This is a genomic window from Pseudomonas sp. BP8, assembly GCF_017875955.1.
GTDB lineage: Bacteria > Pseudomonadota > Gammaproteobacteria > Pseudomonadales > Pseudomonadaceae > Aquipseudomonas.
Window position 1 is genome coordinate 810,946 of the sequence record NZ_JAGINK010000001.1, and the last position, 17,709, is coordinate 828,654.

At 63.7% G+C, this 17,709-nt stretch carries 14 protein-coding genes; 8 read left to right on the forward strand and 6 right to left on the reverse strand.

Annotated elements, in window-relative coordinates:
• Positions 1–4 precede the first annotated feature (4 nt).
• From J3B00_RS03600 to J3B00_RS03615, 4 genes are all read left to right on the forward strand, one after another.
• Entirely contained in the window at positions 5–874 is an 870-nt protein-coding gene (locus tag J3B00_RS03600) for a LysR family transcriptional regulator (protein WP_209863909.1), read from the forward strand.
• 196 nt (positions 875–1,070) lie between these two features.
• The gene (locus tag J3B00_RS03605) at positions 1,071–2,135 is read left to right on the forward strand and encodes a putative 2-aminoethylphosphonate ABC transporter ATP-binding protein (protein ID WP_209863913.1); all 1,065 of its coding nucleotides are present in this window, start codon (positions 1,071–1,073) and stop codon (positions 2,133–2,135) included.
• A gap of 1 nt (position 2,136) precedes the next feature.
• Positions 2,137–3,861: a putative 2-aminoethylphosphonate ABC transporter permease subunit gene (locus tag J3B00_RS03610; protein ID WP_209863916.1), complete on the forward strand. Its 1,725-nt coding sequence runs from the start codon at positions 2,137–2,139 to the stop codon at positions 3,859–3,861.
• Between the two features lie 31 nt (positions 3,862–3,892).
• Complete coding sequence (locus J3B00_RS03615; RefSeq protein WP_209863919.1) at positions 3,893–4,918, forward strand: putative 2-aminoethylphosphonate ABC transporter substrate-binding protein; 1,026 nt, start codon at positions 3,893–3,895, stop codon at positions 4,916–4,918.
• Positions 4,919–4,984: 66 nt separating this feature from the next.
• On the opposite strand, the gene J3B00_RS03620 is transcribed toward J3B00_RS03615, so the two are convergent.
• The gene (locus J3B00_RS03620; RefSeq protein ID WP_209863922.1) at positions 4,985–6,349 is read right to left on the reverse strand and encodes a GTPase/DUF3482 domain-containing protein; all 1,365 of its coding nucleotides are present in this window, start codon (positions 6,347–6,349) and stop codon (positions 4,985–4,987) included.
• Positions 6,342–7,733, reverse strand: coding sequence for a DUF2868 domain-containing protein (locus J3B00_RS03625; protein WP_209863925.1), 1,392 nt, complete (start codon positions 7,731–7,733; stop codon positions 6,342–6,344). The genes J3B00_RS03620 and J3B00_RS03625 overlap by 8 nt, the downstream gene beginning before the upstream one ends.
• A 54-nt stretch (positions 7,734–7,787) precedes the next feature.
• Here J3B00_RS03625 and J3B00_RS03630 point away from each other — a divergent pair, with 54 nt between their 5' ends.
• The gene (locus J3B00_RS03630; RefSeq protein WP_209863928.1) at positions 7,788–8,306 is read left to right on the forward strand and encodes a dihydrofolate reductase; all 519 of its coding nucleotides are present in this window, start codon (positions 7,788–7,790) and stop codon (positions 8,304–8,306) included.
• A 761-nt stretch (positions 8,307–9,067) separates the two neighbouring features.
• Here J3B00_RS03630 and J3B00_RS03635 read toward each other — a convergent pair.
• From J3B00_RS03635 to ilvD, 3 genes are all read right to left on the reverse strand, one after another.
• Positions 9,068–10,459 (reverse strand): L-cystine transporter, encoded by a 1,392-nt coding sequence (locus J3B00_RS03635; RefSeq protein WP_209863931.1) that lies wholly within the window; start codon positions 10,457–10,459, stop codon positions 9,068–9,070.
• Positions 10,460–10,588: 129 nt separating this feature from the next.
• Positions 10,589–10,933, reverse strand: a complete 345-nt coding sequence (locus tag J3B00_RS03640; protein WP_209863933.1) for a hypothetical protein — start codon at positions 10,931–10,933, stop codon at positions 10,589–10,591.
• 107 nt (positions 10,934–11,040) lie between these two features.
• Entirely contained in the window at positions 11,041–12,882 is a 1,842-nt protein-coding gene (gene ilvD, locus J3B00_RS03645) for a dihydroxy-acid dehydratase (protein ID WP_209863936.1), read from the reverse strand.
• Between the two features lie 494 nt (positions 12,883–13,376).
• Here ilvD and mgtE point away from each other — a divergent pair, with 494 nt between their 5' ends.
• Positions 13,377–14,432, forward strand: a complete 1,056-nt coding sequence (gene mgtE / locus J3B00_RS03650) for a magnesium transporter (RefSeq protein WP_209863939.1) — start codon at positions 13,377–13,379, stop codon at positions 14,430–14,432.
• Positions 14,433–14,486: 54 nt separating this feature from the next.
• Here the strand turns inward: mgtE and J3B00_RS03655 are convergent, their stop codons facing one another.
• Positions 14,487–15,683, reverse strand: coding sequence for a class I SAM-dependent rRNA methyltransferase (locus tag J3B00_RS03655; RefSeq protein WP_209863942.1), 1,197 nt, complete (start codon positions 15,681–15,683; stop codon positions 14,487–14,489).
• Between the two features lie 242 nt (positions 15,684–15,925).
• Here J3B00_RS03655 and J3B00_RS03660 point away from each other — a divergent pair, with 242 nt between their 5' ends.
• Positions 15,926–16,744: an HDOD domain-containing protein gene (locus tag J3B00_RS03660; protein ID WP_209874564.1), complete on the forward strand. Its 819-nt coding sequence runs from the start codon at positions 15,926–15,928 to the stop codon at positions 16,742–16,744.
• A gap of 3 nt (positions 16,745–16,747) precedes the next feature.
• Positions 16,748–17,560 carry a bifunctional DNA-formamidopyrimidine glycosylase/DNA-(apurinic or apyrimidinic site) lyase gene (gene mutM, locus J3B00_RS03665; protein ID WP_209863945.1) on the forward strand — a complete coding sequence of 271 codons (813 nt, stop codon included), beginning with the start codon at positions 16,748–16,750 and terminating at the stop codon, positions 17,558–17,560.
• The last annotated feature ends 149 nt before the right edge of the window (positions 17,561–17,709 follow it).

A 17,709-nucleotide genomic window follows, 5' to 3' on the forward strand; every position in this document is an offset into this window, starting at 1 on the left:
GTACATGCTGAGTTCCGAGCTCAAAGCATTCTACATGGTGGCCCGCCTGGGCAGCATTACCCTGGCGGCGAAGAAGCTCGGCCTCAGCCAGCCGACGGTGACCACGCAGATCCGCAACCTGGAGAGCCAGTATGCGGTGGAGCTGTTCTACCGCGGCGGTCGCCGTCTGGTGCTCAGCGAAGAGGGCGCGCGCCTGCTGCCGATGGTCAAGGCGCTGCTGCAGCAGGAAGCGGACATCGAGTTCGAGCTGCGCAACAGTGGCCAGGCCCAGGGCAGCCTGCGCATTGCCGCTACCGCGCCGTATTACATCCTCGACCTGGTCAAGGTGTTTCGCGAACGCCTGCCGCAGGTCGAGGTGGCGGTGGAGATCGGCAACTCGCAGCAGGTGCTGGAGATGCTCGAGGATTATCGGGTGGACCTCGCCGCGTCGTCGCAACTGGTCGAAGACGCCCGGTTGATTCGGCGTGTGCTGGGGGCTGACCCGCTGGTGCTGGCGGTGCACCGCAGTCATCCGTTGGCACAACGCCAGGCGGTGTCTATCGAGGCGTTGGCGGGCCATTGCCTGCTGATGCGCGAGCAGGGTTCGACCACGCGCACGCTGACCGAACAGATGCTGGCCGCTGCGGGGGTCAAGGTGGGCACATTGCTGGAGATTGGCAGCCGTGAGTCGATCCGTGAAGCGGTGTTGCGCAATATCGGCGTGAGCATCATTGCCCGCCATGAAGTGCCGCATAACTCGGAACTGAAGGTGTTGGTGCTCGACGATGCACCGGTCATGCACGAGTACCTGTACTGCCTCAAAGAGCGCCGCCAGGCGCGCTTGCCGGCGGCGTTTCTCGGGGTGGCGCAGGAGGTCACGGGTTCGCAGTTCTGAGGGGCTGTCAGTGCCGGCCTCTTCACGGGGTCGGCGCTGTACCCAGTACCTGTAGGAGCGGGCTTGCCCCGCGAAGAGGCCGGCCCGGCCACACCAAAATCCACCTATACCCCTATCGGCAGCTTTTGCTCCAACGCCACAGAACATTCGCATTGCCTACCTAGCATGGCCTCCATCTCTTCGACGAGGCCCTGTCATGACCCACGCCATCGCATCCCCAGGCGCACAGATGAAAGTGCGCGGTATCCACAAGCGCTTCGGCGCCTTCACCGCGCTCAACGACGTCTCCCTTGATATCGCCGCAGGCGAGCTGGTCTGCCTGCTGGGCCCTTCAGGTTGCGGCAAGACCACCCTGCTGCGCTGTATTGCCGGCCTGGAGCGCCAGGACCGCGGCGAGTTGTACATCGGTGAGCGCGACATCTCCACGCTACCGCCCCAGGCCCGTGACTACGGCATCCTGTTCCAGTCCTATGCGCTGTTCCCCAACCTCACCGTCGAAGCCAACATCGCCTACGGGCTGAACGCCAGCAATCGCGACCAGAGCCGTCAGCGGGTCGCTGAAATGCTCGAGCTGGTCGGCCTGCTGGGCAGCGAGAAGAAGTACCCCGGCCAGCTGTCCGGCGGCCAGCAACAGCGCGTGGCCCTGGCCCGCGCCCTGGCGCCGTCGCCTTCGCTGTTGCTCCTCGACGAGCCGATGTCGGCCCTGGATGCCCGTGTTCGCGAGCACTTGTGCAGCGAGCTGCGCCAATTGCAGCGCCAGCTCGGTATCACCACCCTGATGGTCACCCACAATCAGGACGAGGCCATGCTGATGGCCGACCGTATCGCGGTGATGAACAACGGCCAGGTCGAGCAATACGCCACGCCCCAGGCCATCTACGACCATCCGGCCACGCCGTTCGTTGCCGAGTTCGTCGGCCAGGGCAACTGGCTACCGTTCCAGCGCAGCAGCGCCAGCCACGCCCAGGTCGGCGGGATGAACATGCGCTTGCTGCCGGACGCCGCTCGGGCCAGCAGCGGACGGCTGTTCTGCCGCCCTGAAGCGATTACCGTCAATCCGTTGGTGCACGAAGAGAATCTGTTCCCGGCTCAAGTCCGCGAGATCACCTTTCTCGGCAACCGCTGCCGGATGAGCTTTGAGCTGAACACCCTGCCAGGGCACACGCTGTTGGCCGAGTTGGCCCCGGAGGCCATACCGCGGCTGGGTTCGCAGGACATCTGGGTGGCCTTGCCGCCGCAGAGCCTGCAGGTGTTTGCCTGAGATGGCCGGGTCAATGTCCCTGCCGCTCACCCAGGCCAAGGCAGCGCAGCGCAATGGCGTCGCGCTCGGTGATCGTCTGTTCGTGGTCGGCGGCAAGAGCCTGCTGCTGGTATTGCTGATAATCGCTGTGCTGATGCCGCTGCTGGCCATATTCTGGCGCGGTTTCAGTGGCGAGGCCGGCCAAGGCGGTGGATGGGTTGCCGCGCGTGAGCTGTTCGCCAGCGCCAATTTTCACTGGCTGCTCGGCAACAGTTTGGCGGTGGCGTTTACCGTTGCCGCCCTGGTCATCCCGCTGGCGTACCTGTTCGCCTACGCCCTGCAGCGCACCCTGATCCCGGCCAAGGGCCTGTGGCGCGGGATCTCGCTGCTGCCGCTGCTGGCGCCGTCGATGTTGCCGGCCATCGCCTTGGTCTACCTGTTCGGCAACCAGGGCCTGCTGCGCGGGCTGCTCAGCGACAATATCTACGGCTTCTGGGGCATTGTCCTCGGCGAAGCCATCTACACCTTCCCGCACGCGTTGATGATCCTGCTCTCGGCCCTGTCGCTGGCTGATGCGCGCCTGTTCGATGCGGCTTCAAGCATGGGCGCCGGGCCTGTACGGGCGTTTTTCAGCATCACCTGGCCAGCCACTCGCCAGGCGGTGTTCGCCGCGTTTTGCCTGGTGTTCACCCTGACCATCACCGACTTTGGCGTACCCGTGGTGGTCGGTGGTGATTATCAGGTACTGGCGCTGGAAGCCTACAAGGCAGTAGTTGGCCAGCAGCAGTTTGGCCGGGGCGCGTTGATCGGGATGGTCTTGCTGGTCCCGGCGCTACTCAGCTTCGCTGTCGATGCCTGGCTGCGCCGGCGTCAGGGCGAGGCCCTGAGCGGCCGGGCGCAGGTGTTCGAGCCCAAGCCGGCACGGCTGCGTGATGGCGTGTTCCTGGCGATCGTGCTGCTGGTCTGCACGGTGCTGTTGGCGGTCATCGGCATGGCGGTGTACTCGTCGCTGGTCAAGTTCTGGCCGTACAACCTGTCGCTGTCGCTCAACCACTACCGCTTCGAGGACACCGCCGGTGGCGGCTGGCTGGCTTACCGCAACAGCGTGACCATGGCGATCTGCACGGCGTTGATCGGCAGCGTGGTGATCTTCGCCGGTGCCTACCTGATGGAGAAGACCCAGGGCCAGCGCCTGCTCAACCAGGCGTTGCGCCTGCTCAGCTTCATCCCCATGGCGGTGCCGGGCTTGGTCCTGGGGTTGGGCTATGTGTTCTTCTTCAATCTCAGTGGTAACCCGTTGCACGTGCTCTACGGCAGCATGGCGCTGCTGGTGATCTGCACCCTCGCGCATTACCTGACCACCGCACAGATGACTGCCACCACGGCCCTGCGCCAGCTCGACGGCGAGTTCGAAGCGGCTGCGCTGTCGCTCAAGGCCCCGCTGTACCGGCATTTTCTGCGGGTGACCGTGCCCATCTGCCTGCCGGCTCTGCTTGACATCATCCGCTACCTGTTCGTCTCGGCGATGACCACGGTATCGGCGGCGATCTTCCTCTATAGCCCCGACACCATTCTGGCTGCCGTCGCTGTGCTGAACATGGATGACGCCGGCAACGTCGGTGGTGCTGCCGCGATGTCGACCTTGATTCTGCTGACCAGTGCGGGCGCATCCCTGCTCTTGGCTGCGGCTTCCCGCGGCCTGCTGCGCCGCTCCCAGGCCTGGCGCCAACGCGCGCCTGGTCAATGACCGACTGCCCACCCCTGAAAGGAACCGCATCATGTTCAAGCCCTTTGCACTTGCCGCTGCCGTATCCGCCGTATTCAGCCTGCAGGCCATGGCCGCCGGAACCCAGCTGACCGTCTATACCGCGCTGGAAGCCGAGCAGTTGAAAACCTACAAGCAGGCCTTTGAAAAGGCCAACCCAGACATCGAGATCAAGTGGGTGCGTGATTCCACCGGCATCATCACGGCCAAGCTGCTGGCCGAAAAAGACCGCCCGCAGGCTGATGCGGTGTGGGGCCTGGCGGCTTCCAGCCTGGCCATTCTCGATCAGCAGCAGATGCTCGAGGCCTACGCGCCGAAAGACCTTGGGAGCATTTCCAAAAACTACCGCGACGCCGCCAACCCGCCAGCCTGGGTCGGCATGGACATCTGGGCGGCAACCCTTTGCTTCAACACCGTCGAGGCTGAGAAGCAGGGCCTGAGCAAGCCGGTCAGTTGGCAGGACCTGACCAAGCCCGAGTACAAAGGCAAGATCGTCATGCCTAATCCGGCGTCGTCGGGCACCGGCTTCCTCGATGTCAGCGCCTGGTTGCAGACCTTCGGCGAGACCCAGGGCTGGGCCTACATGGATGGCCTGCACCAGAACATCGGCCAGTACGTTCATTCTGGCTCCAAGCCTTGCAAGCTGGCGGCTTCCGGTGAGTTCCCGATTGGTATTTCCTTCGAGTATCCGGCGGTGCAGCTCAAGCGTCAGGGCGCGCCGCTTGACATCATTCTGCCCAAGGAGGGGCTGGGCTGGGAGATCGAAGCCACGGCGGTGATCAAAGGCACGCCCAAGGCTGAAGCGGCCCGGCGTCTGGCAGATTTCTCGGCCAGCCCGGCGGCCATGGAGCTGTACAAGGAAAACTTTGCCGTGTTGGCGGCGCCAGGGATTGCCAAGCCGCAGACCGAGTTACCGGCGGATTATGAGCAGCGGTTGATCAAGAACGACTTCGCCTGGGCCTCGCAGCATCGCGACGAGATTCTCGCCGAATGGCGCAAGCGTTATGACGGCAAATCGGAGAAAGTCGCTCAGCAGTAGTCGAGCGCGGGGCGTAAACGCTAACCCTGAGCGGGCTTGCCCCGCGAGGAGGCCGGTGTGCCCCGCTCAGATCTGACTGACCAGCAACTCCAGCTGCTCCTGGCGCTCGGCCTGGTTGATCCGCGCGCCTGGGTTGAGCGACGACCACTGCGGATGCGCCCGCGCCCGGCCCAGCGCTTCGGGCAGCTTGCCTTCGCGCCAGCTCTTCTCGTCCGCAGGCACCAGGCGAATACTGTCTTGCGCCGCATGGCCACGACGCTCCAGCGCCTGCACCAACTGCTGCTGACGCAGTGCCAGCAACCTCAGTACGTTGTCAGCCACGGTCAGCTCACGCTGCCCCTTGAGCTTGCCCATCAAGCGCGAACCGTAGTTACGCGCGGCCTGCAGCGCACCGCCGGCAATAGCCCCGGCGAGCGCCGCTGCGCCGAGGGTCAGGCCGCCCACCAGCAGGTCGACACCAGCACCGGCAGCAGCCCCGGCAGCAACCCCGCTGCCCAGGCGTACGCCCAACAGTTTCAAGGTCTCGGGGTTGAACAGGTCATCCCCCCAGCGGCCATCGAGCAACGGCAGCTCGCCGGCATCGGCGTCTTCGCGGCGAAAGGCATACAGCTTGAGCAGCGCTTCGACGCAGCGCTGCTCGCGCTGGCGGACATCCTCGCGCAGCGTTTCGATGGCCTTGGCTTCGGCCGCAGGCTCGGCATCGACGCTGCGCCTGCAGGCAGCGCAGTCGAGCAGCAGTTCGGCGATCAGGCGTTTGGCACTGTGCTGACGGGCCACGCGTTGTGCCAACTGGTCATCGATCAGCCGCTGCAGCGCGGGACGCGCATCCTCTAGGAGCAGGGCGAGGCTCTCGTACAGGCGCCGTTCACCGTCCTCGGGCGGCGCCACGCTGTCGAACCGTACCAGTGCGTGCAGGCCAAGCCGGGCAAGGGCTTCACGCCATTCGGGCTCGCGCTGCTGGCTGCTGGCGACGAAGTTGAGCACCGGCAGCAGCGGCTTGCCGCAACTGGCCAGCACCTCCAATTCATCGCGGTACTTGGCCAGTACCGGCTCACGGGCATCGATCACGTACAGCCCGGCGTTGCTCGCCAGCAACTGGCGGAGGACCTTGGCCTCCTGTTCGAAGCGCTGGCGGGCCTCGCTGCCCTGCAGAAAACGCTCTAGCCGGGCCGGGCCATCGAGGCGCTCGCCAGGTCGTTCCAGACGCTCGAGGTAGTCGAGCAGGGCGATGGCGTCTTCCAGACCAGGCGTGTCATACAGCTCCAGCAGCGGCTCGCCGTCCACCGACAGCCGCGCGCCTTCGACATGCCGTGTGGTGCTGGGGCGGTGGGAGACCTCGCCGAAGCCGACGTCGCGGGTCAGGGTACGCAGCAGCGAGGTCTTGCCGACGTTGGTGTGGCCGACCACGGCCAGTTTCAGCGGCTCAGTCATGGCCATGCTCCAGCCAGGTCAGGGGGGAGATTTCGGCGTGGGGCAAGCCGAGCCGGTCGAGGGCCTCGTGCCAGTCGCCCAGGCGCGCCGGGTCCAAGGCTTGCTCGGGGAGCGCCTGGAGCAGCCAGATGCGTGTGGCACCGGCATTGCGCGCAAGCTCCGCAAGCAGCGCCAGGCTGCCGCGGTCGGGTGAGCGCCGGGGGTCGCAGGCGATGGCCAGGCGCGCCGGTGGGAAGCGGCTCAGTTGTTCGAGCAACTTGTGGCGTGACTGACGGCTGTCGAGGATACCGGCGTTGGTCACTGCGCTTGGCAGGGCGGGTGGCCAGGGCCGTTGATCGTCCAGCTCCAGACCCACTAACAGCGGACCGCTGGTGGCCGACTCCTGTTGCCCTGGCTCGAACTGCGGCAGTGCCTCGGGCGCGGCATCTTGTACGCCCAGCCGTTCGCTGCGTGGCATCAGCGCATCACCCAAGTGGGCATAGCCGGGCAGGCTCAGGTCCAGCGTCAGGCGTTTGCGGCCCTGGCGCCAGCGCCAGAGGCAGAGCAGCGCCAGCAGCAAGCGCGGTAGCAGGCCGTACACCAGCACCACGCCGAGCAGCCAGCTGGCCCAGGCCTGGCGAGCCAAGTCGAGGGCCGGCAGGGTGTCGCCGCTGGCGCGGATCATCGCCTCGTCCGGTACGGCAAAGCCGAGCAATGCGGGCAACGCGCCGAGGGCGTGGGTCAGGCGGATAAACGGCTCGGCGGCGAGTAGGGTGGTTTCCCAGACGAAGCCGTAGCGGCGCGTGGCGAGCAGGGCCAGGAGCATGCCCAGTGCGGCAATCATCGCCAGTAGCCACAAGCCATGGACCAGAGCACCCAGCAGCCAGCGGTTGAGCCGTTGGCGCTGGAGCAGGATGAGCAGTGCTGGCGCCAGGTGCGCGGCTTTGGCATCGCGGGCGAAGCGCTCGCTGAGCCACAGCCACAGCCGGCCCAGCACAGCCCCTTGTTCACCGGCGGTGATCAAGCCTGCGGCCCAGCCGAACAGCATCAGCAGGTTCAGCCCGAGCAGGCTGCCCAGCGCCCAGAACACGTTGACCGGCCGTTGTCCGTCGCCTAATGCGGCCAGCCCGAGGCCCGCACCGCTCAGTACGGCGAACAGTATCAAGCCGATCAGGGCCAGGCGTGCGCCTTGTTTCCAGTGGCGCAGCGCCTCGCTGATGCCATCGCGCTCGGCCAGCCACAGGGCGCGGGTTTCGATGCGTGTCGCGAGGTCGCCGCCTTGTTGGCGGGCGCGGCGGTTGGCTTCCTGGTCCTCCAGGGGGCCGGCGTGTTCTTCACGCAGGCGCACCGCTTCGGTGAGCCAGCGCTTGTCCAGTTCGGTCGGTGCAGTCACAAGGTCTTCCATTGCACAGGTCAGGGTACAAGCTTAACCCAGGCGTGGTTTGCTATCCTCGCCGACATGAATACATCACTCCCCCTCAGCCTGATCGCGGCCTGCGCCGAGAACCGCGTGATCGGCATCGACAATTCCATGCCCTGGCACCTGCCGGGGGATTTCAAATACTTCAAGGCCACCACCTTGGGCAAGCCGATCATCATGGGTCGCAAGACCTGGGATTCGCTCGGCCGGCCGCTGCCGGGGCGCTTGAACATCGTCGTCAGCCGCCAGCCGGGGTTGCAGCTGGAAGGCGCCGAGGTGTTCGCTTCGCTGGAGCAGGCGCTGGCCCGGGCCGAGCAGTGGGCACGGGAGCAGGGCGTCGACGAGCTGATGCTGATAGGTGGCGCGCAGTTGTATGCACTGGCGTTGGAGCAGGGCTTGGTCAGTCGCATGTACCTGACCCGGGTCGAGCTGTCGCCGCAGGGGGATGCGTGGTTCCCCGAGTTTGATCAGGCGGAGTGGCGGTTGGCGTCTTCTGACCCGCAGCCGGGCGAGGGGGACAAGCCGGCGTATCACTTTGAGGTGTGGGATAAGGTCTGAGGCCGTTGGGGCTGCTGCGCAGCCCTTCGCGGGACAAGCCCGCTCCTACAGGGTATGCGGTGGGGTTGCCGACGTTGTTCTTCGCCGCATAACTAACAGAACTGACGCTAACTCATTGATATAGCGAAATCCTGTAGGAGCGGGCTTGCCCCGCGAAACCGGCAGCGCCGGTGCCATACACCACGGTGGCAGGCCCGTCCTCTTCGCGGGACAAGCCCGCTCCTACAGGGTATGCGGTGGGGTTGCCGACGTTGTTCTGCGCGGCATCGCTAATAGAACTGACGCTAACTCATTGATATAGCGAAATCCTGTAGGAGCGGGCTTGCCCCGCGAAGCCGGCAGCGCCGGTGCCATACACCACGGTGGCAGGCCTGGCCTCTTCGCGGGACAAGCCCAACAGGGTATGCGGTGGGATTGCCGACGTTGTTTTTTCGCCGCATCACAAATAGAACTGACGCTAACTCATTGATATAGCGAAATCCTATAGGAGCGGGCTTGCCCCGCGAAACCGGCAGCGCCGGTGCCATACACCACGGTGGCAGGCCTGGCCTCTTCGCGGGACAAGCCCAACAGGGTATGCGGTGGGATTGCCGACGTTTTTTTTTCGCCGCATCACAAATAGAACTGACGCTAACTCATTGATATAGCGAAATCCTGTAGGAGCGGGCTTGCCCCGCGAAACCGGCAGCGCCGGTGCCACACACCACGGTGGCAGGCCCGGCCTTTAATCGAAAGCCTGCTGGGGGAGCAGCCCCGGGATCTCAGGTATGGCTCAGTTCAGCATGCTGATCATCGGCCAGCACAGCCTGGTCGGTCTGCTTGAGCAACTGACTGGTCACCACGCCCGCCGTCATCGACCCATTCACGTTCAGCGCCGTACGCCCCATGTCGATCAGCGGTTCCACCGAGATCAGCAAGGCCACCAGTTCAACCGGCAAACCCATCGCCGGCAGCACGATCAGCGCGGCGAACGTGGCGCCGCCACCCACGCCGGCAACACCCGCCGAGCTCAGAGTGACAATCGCCACCAAGGTCGCAATCCACAACGGGTCGAAGGTATCGATGCCTACAGCGGGGGCAACCATCACCGCCAGCATCGCAGGGTACAGACCGGCGCAGCCGTTCTGGCCGATGGTCGCGCCAAACGAAGCGCTGAAGCTGGCGATCGACGCCGGCACGCCCAGGCGACGGGTCTGCGCTTCGATGTTCAGCGGGATACTCGCGGCGCTGGAGCGGCTGGTAAAGGCGAAGGTCAACACCGGCCAGACCTTGCGCAAGAAGCGCAGCGGGCTGACGCCGGTCGCCGCCAGGATCAGGCCATGGACCACAAACATCAATCCCAGGCCGATGTACGAGACCACCACGAAGCTGCCCAGCTTGAGGATGTCGTCAATGTTCGAGCTGGCCACCACCTTGGCCATCAAGGCCAGTACTCCGTAAGGAGTGAGCTTCATGACCAGACGCACCAGGCGCATGACCCAGGCTTGCAAGGTGTCGATAGCCGACAATGCACGGGCGCCCTTGTCCTGGTCGTCCTTGATCAGTTGCAGCGCGGCCAGGCCGACGAACACGGCGAAAATCACCACGCTGATGATCGACGTCGGCTTGGCCCGGGCCAAATCGCCCACCGGGTTGCTGGGGATGAACGACAGCAGCAACTGAGGGATGTTGAGGTCGGCGACCTTGCCGGCATAGTCCGTCTGGATAGCCTGCAGCCGCGCCGCTTCAGGAATGCCCGCCACCAGGCCTTCAGCGCTGAGGCCGAACAGGTTGGTCAGAAGGATGCCGATCAGCGCGGCGATGGCGGTGGTCAGCAGCAGCGTGCCGATACTCAGCACACTGATGCGACCGAGCGAAGAGGCGTTATGCAGGCGCGCCACGGCGCTCAGGATCGAGGCGAAGATCAGCGGCATGATGATCATCTGCAGCAAGCCCACGTACCCGTTGCCGACCAGGTCGAGCCAGGCAATGGTGGCCTTGAGCACCGGATGACCAGCGCCGTAGATCGTGTGCAAGACCATGCCGAACAGCACGCCCAGGCCGAGGCCAAGCAAGACTTTCTTGGCCAGGCTCCAGTCGCTACGAGGAATTTTTACCAGGCCCAGCAATAAGGCCAGGAACGCCAGCAGATTGAGTGACAACGGCAGGTTCATTGAAGCTCCGGAAAACTGAAGAGTGAGCGTCGCCTCTATGTGCGATTTCGAACTCAAATGCTAACAGTCTGAAAACTGGCTTATTTATACCTAGATGGAATTTGCTTAGATCTAAACAGAATATACCCATCAAGGTAGGTGCATGATTACTCGATAATTCCCGCTGGCAAGCGCCCTGCCTTGCCGGTCGAGCAAGGCGAACTGCCAACCCTCAGAGGTTTGCGTCCGAACCATCCTGATCGATTGCCCGTTGGCTACATTTTCGGCTTCGAGCCGCGGCATGCGGTTGCCGGAGGACATGGCGTCGGGGCAATCGTGGAGCACGACACGGGCACCCCGAGTGTCCCAGTCGGCCTCGCATCTGCGCTCGATGATTGCCCCGCTGAAGCCGATGACGCTGTCTGCCAAGGCCAGTGTCGAAACCAGGCCTAGGCATGCCAGGGTTGTTGCGTTGAGTGGGCTGATCCGGGTCATTGCGGTCACTGCCTCTTTTATTTTTCTGGCAGTGTAGGAGTGTCACCAGTGCCGCAGGCAAAAAAAACCGGCGCACGGGGCGCCGGTTGGTGTTTTTCAGACGCTTCCTACAAGCCGTCCAACATCGCCTTGTTGCGGACCGCACCCTTGTCGGCACTGGTAGCCAGCAGGGCGTAGGCCTTCAGCGCGGTGGTCACCTTGCGCGGACGCACTTCGACCGGCTTCCAACCTTTCTTGTCCTGCTCGATGCGCCGATGCGACAGCTCTTCATCGCTGACCAGCAGGTTGATGCTGCGGTTAGGGATGTCGATCAGCACCTTGTCGCCATCACGCACCAGACCAATGGCACCGCCCGCAGCGGCTTCCGGCGAAGCATGGCCGATCGACAGGCCAGAAGTACCGCCCGAGAAGCGACCGTCGGTGAGCAGGGCGCAGGCTTTACCGAGGCCCTTGGACTTCAGGTACGAGGTCGGGTAGAGCATTTCTTGCATGCCCGGGCCGCCTTTCGGACCTTCGTAGCGGATGATGACGATGTCGCCGGCCTGGACTTCGTCGGCGAGAATGCCGCGCACCGCGCTGTCCTGGCTTTCGAAGATCTTCGCGTTACCTTCGAACACGTGGATCGACTCATCGACACCGGCAGTCTTCACCACGCAGCCGTCGAGGGCGATGTTGCCGTACAGCACAGCCAGGCCGCCTTCTTGCGAATAGGCGTGCTCGAAGCTGCGGATACAGCCGTTTTCACGGTCGTCATCAAGGCTTTCCCAGCGGGTCGACTGGCTGAAGGCCGTCTGCGTCGGGATGCCGGCAGGGCCGGCCTTGAAGAAGGTGTGCACCGCTTCATCGTCGGTCTGGGTGATGTCCCACTTGGCGATGGCTTCTTCCATGCTGGCGCTGTGCACGGTCGGCAGGTCGGTGTGCAGCAGGCCGCCGCGGGCCAGCGAGCCGAGGATGCTGAAGATGCCGCCGGCACGGTGGACGTCTTCCATGTGGTACTTCTGGATGTTCGGCGCAACCTTGCACAACTGCGGCACCACGCGCGACAGACGATCGATGTCACGCAGGTCGAAGGCGACTTCGCCTTCCTGGGCCGCGGCCAGCAGGTGCAGGATGGTGTTGGTCGAACCGCCCATGGCGATGTCGAGCATCATGGCGTTTTCGAACGCCTTGAAGTTGGCGATGCTGCGCGGCAGCACCGACTCATCGTTGTCGCCGTAGTAGCGCTTGCACAGCTCGACGATGGTCCGCCCGGCGGTGAGGAACAACTGCTCGCGGTCGGAGTGGGTGGCCAGGGTCGAACCGTTGCCCGGCAGGGCCAGGCCCAAGGCTTCGGTCAGGCAGTTCATCGAGTTGGCGGTGAACATCCCGGAGCAGGAGCCGCAGGTCGGGCAGGCGCTGCGCTCGTACTCGGCAACCTTCTCGTCGCTGGCGCTGGAGTCGGCGGCGATGACCATGGCGTCGACCAGGTCCAGGCCGTGGCTGGCCAGTTTGGTCTTGCCGGCTTCCATCGGGCCGCCGGAGACGAAGATCACCGGGATGTTCAGGCGCAGGGCGGCCATCAGCATGCCAGGGGTGATCTTGTCGCAGTTGGAGATGCACACGATGGCGTCGGCGCAGTGCGCGTTGACCATGTACTCGACGGCGTCAGCGATGATCTCGCGGCTCGGCAGCGAATAGAGCATGCCGTCGTGGCCCATGGCGATGCCATCGTCGACCGCGATGGTGTTGAATTCCTTGGCCACGCCACCGGCGCGTTCGATCTCGCGGGCAACCAGTTGGCCCAGGTCCTTCAGGTGCACATGCCCTGGGACGAACTGGGTGAACGAGTTGGCGATGGCGATGATCGGTTTCTTGAAGTCGTCATCCTTCATGCCAGTGGCACGCCACAGGGCACGGGCACCGGCCATGTTGCGGCCGTGGGTGGAAGTCTTGGAACGATAATCAGGCATGAAGCACTCCTGGCGGCTGAATCAGGTCAGAAACTAATAGGGGAGTGAGCTTCTCTTGTCCTTTGCACCGAAGGCCGATAGCCGCTGGTACGGATGAGGCCGAACACGCTGCGGGATCGCCGCAGGCTCGACCAGAGCTCATAAACCCGCCGGGGGATGTCTGGCGATGAATACGCCGATTCTACACCGCTGGCGCCTGGAAGGAATGACGATGTGCCGGGTGGGTACAGGCCGGCCTATGGCCGAAGTGTCGTAGGACGCTTCCGAAACGTCCCGATGGGCGGTTTTTCCTGCTGACGGGAGTACCGTGCCTGCCTATGATCCCCGCGCCGCATGTGCGGCTTACCGAGATACACCCTCAATGGACCTTCCCAGTTTTCAGTTCATCGCGAACCGCATTCTGGCACTGAGCGCGCCGTCGCCAGGGCTGCCGAAGGCTTGTACCTGAGAGGGTGAGGTCGGTAGGCGCCTGGGTGGGCGCCTGGAGACACCTCATGCACTACTCCCCCGATTTTATCGATGCACAATCCCGCCAACGGCGGGCTGCCCAAGCTCGACGCGACGGCCTGCTCCAGCCTGGGCGCTATGCCGAAGGCACCGCCGGCGCATTGATGATCAGCGAATACTCGAGCCTGGACAGCGGTTTGAGCGCTACCCAGGCCATCGACATGCTGCGCCGTGAGGCGGCGGATGCCGAAACCATCTATCAATCCTATGTGCTCGATGAGCAGCGCAACCTGCTCGGTACCGTCTCGTTACGCGAATTGATCCTGGCGGCCCCTGACCAGGCCATCGATCAGTTGATGGTGCACACGGTCATCTGCGTGTGCACCAGCACCCTGCAGGAAGAGGTCGCTCGGCTGATCCGCAAGCATGACCTGCTGGCAGTGCCAGTGCTCGATGAGGCCGGGCGCCTGGTCGGTATCGTCACCTGTGACGAGGCTTTGGACGTGGTGGTCGAAGAGGCTACCGAAGACTTTCACAAGGGCGCCTTGATCGCCAACCATATCGGCAATCTGCGTGATGCAACAGTCGGGCTGCTCTATCGCAAGCGTGTGTTGTGGTTGGTCCTGCTGGTGTTTGGCAATCTGTTCTCCGGGGCGGGGATTGCCGCCTTCGAGGACACCATTGCCGCGCACATTGCGCTGGTGTTTTTCCTGCCCTTGCTGGTCGACAGTGGTGGCAACGCCGGTGCGCAGTCGGCAACCCTGATGGTACGCGGCCTGGCCACGGGGGATGTGGTCATGCGGGACTGGTTGCGCATGCTCGGCAAGGAGTGTGGGGTGGCCTTGGCACTGGGTGGCACCATGGCGATTGCGGTGGCGTCGTTGGGGATGTTGCGCGGCGGGACCGACATTGCCCTGATCGTCGCCAGCAGCATGTTGTTGATCGTGTTGATTGGCAGCCTGATCGGCATGAGCCTGCCGTTTATGCTGAGCCGCATCAAGCTTGATCCTGCTACTGCTAGTGGGCCTTTGGTGACTTCGATTGCGGACGCGGTGGGGGTGTTGATCTACTTCGGGATCGCTTCGCAGGTGCTGGAGATCTGATCTGTACTTGAGAGCGGGGGCTGCGCAGCAGCCCCCATTCATCACTCGGATGAATCAGCTATTAGGCAGCAACCGGCAGGTGATGCTCTTGATGTAGCGGGTTTCCGGGATCGCCGGGTGCACCGGATGGTCCGGGCCTTGGCCGCCGCGCTCCAGCAGTTGCATGTTGCGGTCAAGATGGCGGGCGCTGGTCAGCAGGATGCTGTTCAGGTCGTCCTCGGGCAGGTGCATCGAGCACGATGCACTGACCAGGATGCCGTCCTTGTTGAGCATGCGCATGGCCTGTTCGTTGAGGCGGCGGTAGGCGGCCTCGCCGTTTTTCAGGTCTTTCTTGCGCTTGATGAAGGCGGGTGGGTCGGCAATGATCACGTCGAAACGCTCTTCGGCAGCCTTCAGTTCGCGCAGCGCCTCGAACACGTCACCTTCGATGCAGGTGACTTTTTCGCTGATGCCGTTCAGCGCAGCGTTGCGCTCGACGCCATCGAGGGCGAAGCTCGAAGCATCCACGCAGAACACTTCACTGGCGCCAAACGCGCCGGCCTGCACACCCCAGCCCCCGATGTAGCTGAACAGGTCGAGCACGCGTTTGCCCTTGACGTACGGCGCCAGGCGCGCACGGTTCATGCGGTGATCGTAGAACCAGCCGGTCTTCTGCCCTTCACGCACAGGGGCTTCGAACTTGACGCCGTTCTCTTCCAGCGCGACCCAGTCCGGGACCTCGCCGTAGACCGTCTCGACATAGCGCTGCAGGCCTTCGGCATCGCGCGCGGCGGAGTCGTTCTTGAACAGGATGCCGCTCGGCTTGAGCACCTGGACCAGGGCGGCGATCACCTCGTCCTTGTGCTGCTCCATGGTCGCCGAGGCCAACTGGACCACGAGAATGTCGAAGAAGCGGTCGACCACCAGGCCCGGCAGCAGGTCGGAATCACCGTACACCAAGCGGTAGCAAGGCTTGTCGAACAGGCGTTCACGCAGCGACAGGGCGACGTTGAGGCGGTGCACCAGCAGCGATTTGTCCAGCGCCAGCTTGATGTCGCGCGACAGCAGGCGGGCGCAGATCAGGTTGTTCGGGCTCAGTGCGACGATGCCCAGAGGTTTGCCGTTGGCCGCCTCGAGGATCGCCTGCTGGCCGGCTTGCAGGCTTTGCAGCGGGGTCGCGGTGACATCGACCTCGTTGCTGTAGACCCACAGGTGGCCGGCGCGCAGACGGCGATCGGCATTGGCTTTGAGGCGTAGGCTGGGCAGGGACATGACGTCGCTCCGGAAAAAAGAGCGGGAGTATACCGCGTTGGTCGTGGCTTCGGCGTGGCCGCGCGACAAAGCGTAAGGCCGCCGCAGACACCTTCGGTAGTACGTTCAGCACCTTCTGATTGATCCAGCGCTTGGTACGCTGGCGGGGTACAGGAGTAGAATCGCCTGTCATCAGCGAGCGTGTGCACATGTCCCAGGAACTCAGCCCCGAACAGATCCAACAAGCCTTGCAAGGCATTACCATTCCGCCGCAGCCGCAGATCATGGTCGATCTGCAGTTCGAGCAGTACATGCCCGACCCGGATCTGGAAACCATCGCCAAGCTGATAGCGCAGGACCCAGGCTTGTCTGGCGCCTTGCTTAAGTTGGTGAATTCGCCGCACTTCGGCCTTTCCAACAAGATCGGCTCGATCCAGCGCGCGGTCAATCTGCTGGGCAGCCGCTCGATCATCAACCTGATCAACGCCCAGTCGATCAAGGGCGAGATGAGCGATGAAACCATCGTTACCTTGAACCGTTTCTGGGACACCGCGCAGGACGTCGCCATGACCTGCCTGACGCTGGCCAAGCGCACCGGCCTGCAGGCTGCGGACGAGGCCTATACCCTGGGCCTGTTCCATGATTGCGGTGTACCGCTGATGCTCAAGCGCTTCCCCGACTACATGCACGTGCTCGAAGAGGCCTACGCCAAGGCGGACGAGCAGACCCGTGTGGTGGACACCGAAAACCGTGCTTACAACACCAACCATTCGGTGGTGGGCTACTTCACCGCGAAGTCGTGGCGCCTGCCCGAGCACCTCACCGGGGCCATTGCCAATCACCACAACGCCCTGGCCGTGTTCCGCGACGAATCCTCGCGCAATACCCAGACCCAGCTGAAGAATCTGCTGGCCGTGCTGAAGATGGCCGAGCACATTTGCGCGTCCTACCGGGTGCTGGGCAGCCAGGCGGTCGACCATGAATGGAACGCGATTGCCCCGCTGGTACTCGACTACATCGGCCTTTCGGAGTACGACTTCGAAAACCTCAAGCAGACCATTCGTGAACTGGGCGGGCACTGACCAATGCCAGAATTACCCGAAGTCGAAACCACCCGCCGCGGCATCGCCCCTCATCTGGAGGGCCAGCGGGTCAGCCGGGTGATCGTGCGTGAGCGGCGCCTGCGCTGGCCGATTCCGGAAGACCTCGATGTGCGATTGTCGGGGCAGCGCATCATCACCGTGCAGCGCCGGGCCAAATACTTGCTGATCAATGCCGAGGTGGGCACGTTGATCAGCCACCTGGGGATGTCGGGCAACTTGCGGCTGGTGGAGCAGGGCTTGCCGGCCTCTCGGCACGAGCATGTGGATATCGAACTGGAGTCGGGGATGGCGCTGCGCTACACCGATCCGCGGCGCTTTGGGGCCATGCTCTGGTCGCTCGACCCGCTCAACCACGAACTGCTCTTGCGCCTGGGCCCGGAGCCGTTGACCGACCTGTTCGACGGCGATCGTCTGTTCCAGCTTTCGCGTGGCCGGACGATGGCGGTCAAGCCGTTCATCATGGATAACGCCATCGTGGTCGGGGTGGGCAATATCTACGCGACCGAGGCGTTGTTCGCTGCCGGGATCGACCCGCGCCGTGAAGCGGGCGGGATTTCCCGCGCGCGCTACTTGAGGCTGGCGATCGAGATCAAGCGAGTACTGGCAGCGGCCATCGAGCGTGGCGGCACGACGTTGCGTGACTTTATCGGTGGCGATGGGCAGCCGGGGTATTTCCAGCAGGAGCTGTTTGTCTACGGGCGCGGCGGGATGCCGTGCAAGGTGTGTGGCACGCCGTTGCGCGAGCTCAAGCTGGGGCAGCGTGCGAGCGTGTACTGCCCGCGTTGTCAGCGTTAACTCGACCTAATGCCTGTCAGTTAAAACGTGTTCGTCTGTTTTGGGGCTGCTTTGCAGCCCTTTCGCGACACAAGGCCGCTCCCACAGTGTTCGCTTTTGCCCTGTATATATCGGTATACGCGATAGTTGTGGGAGCGGCCTCGTGTCGC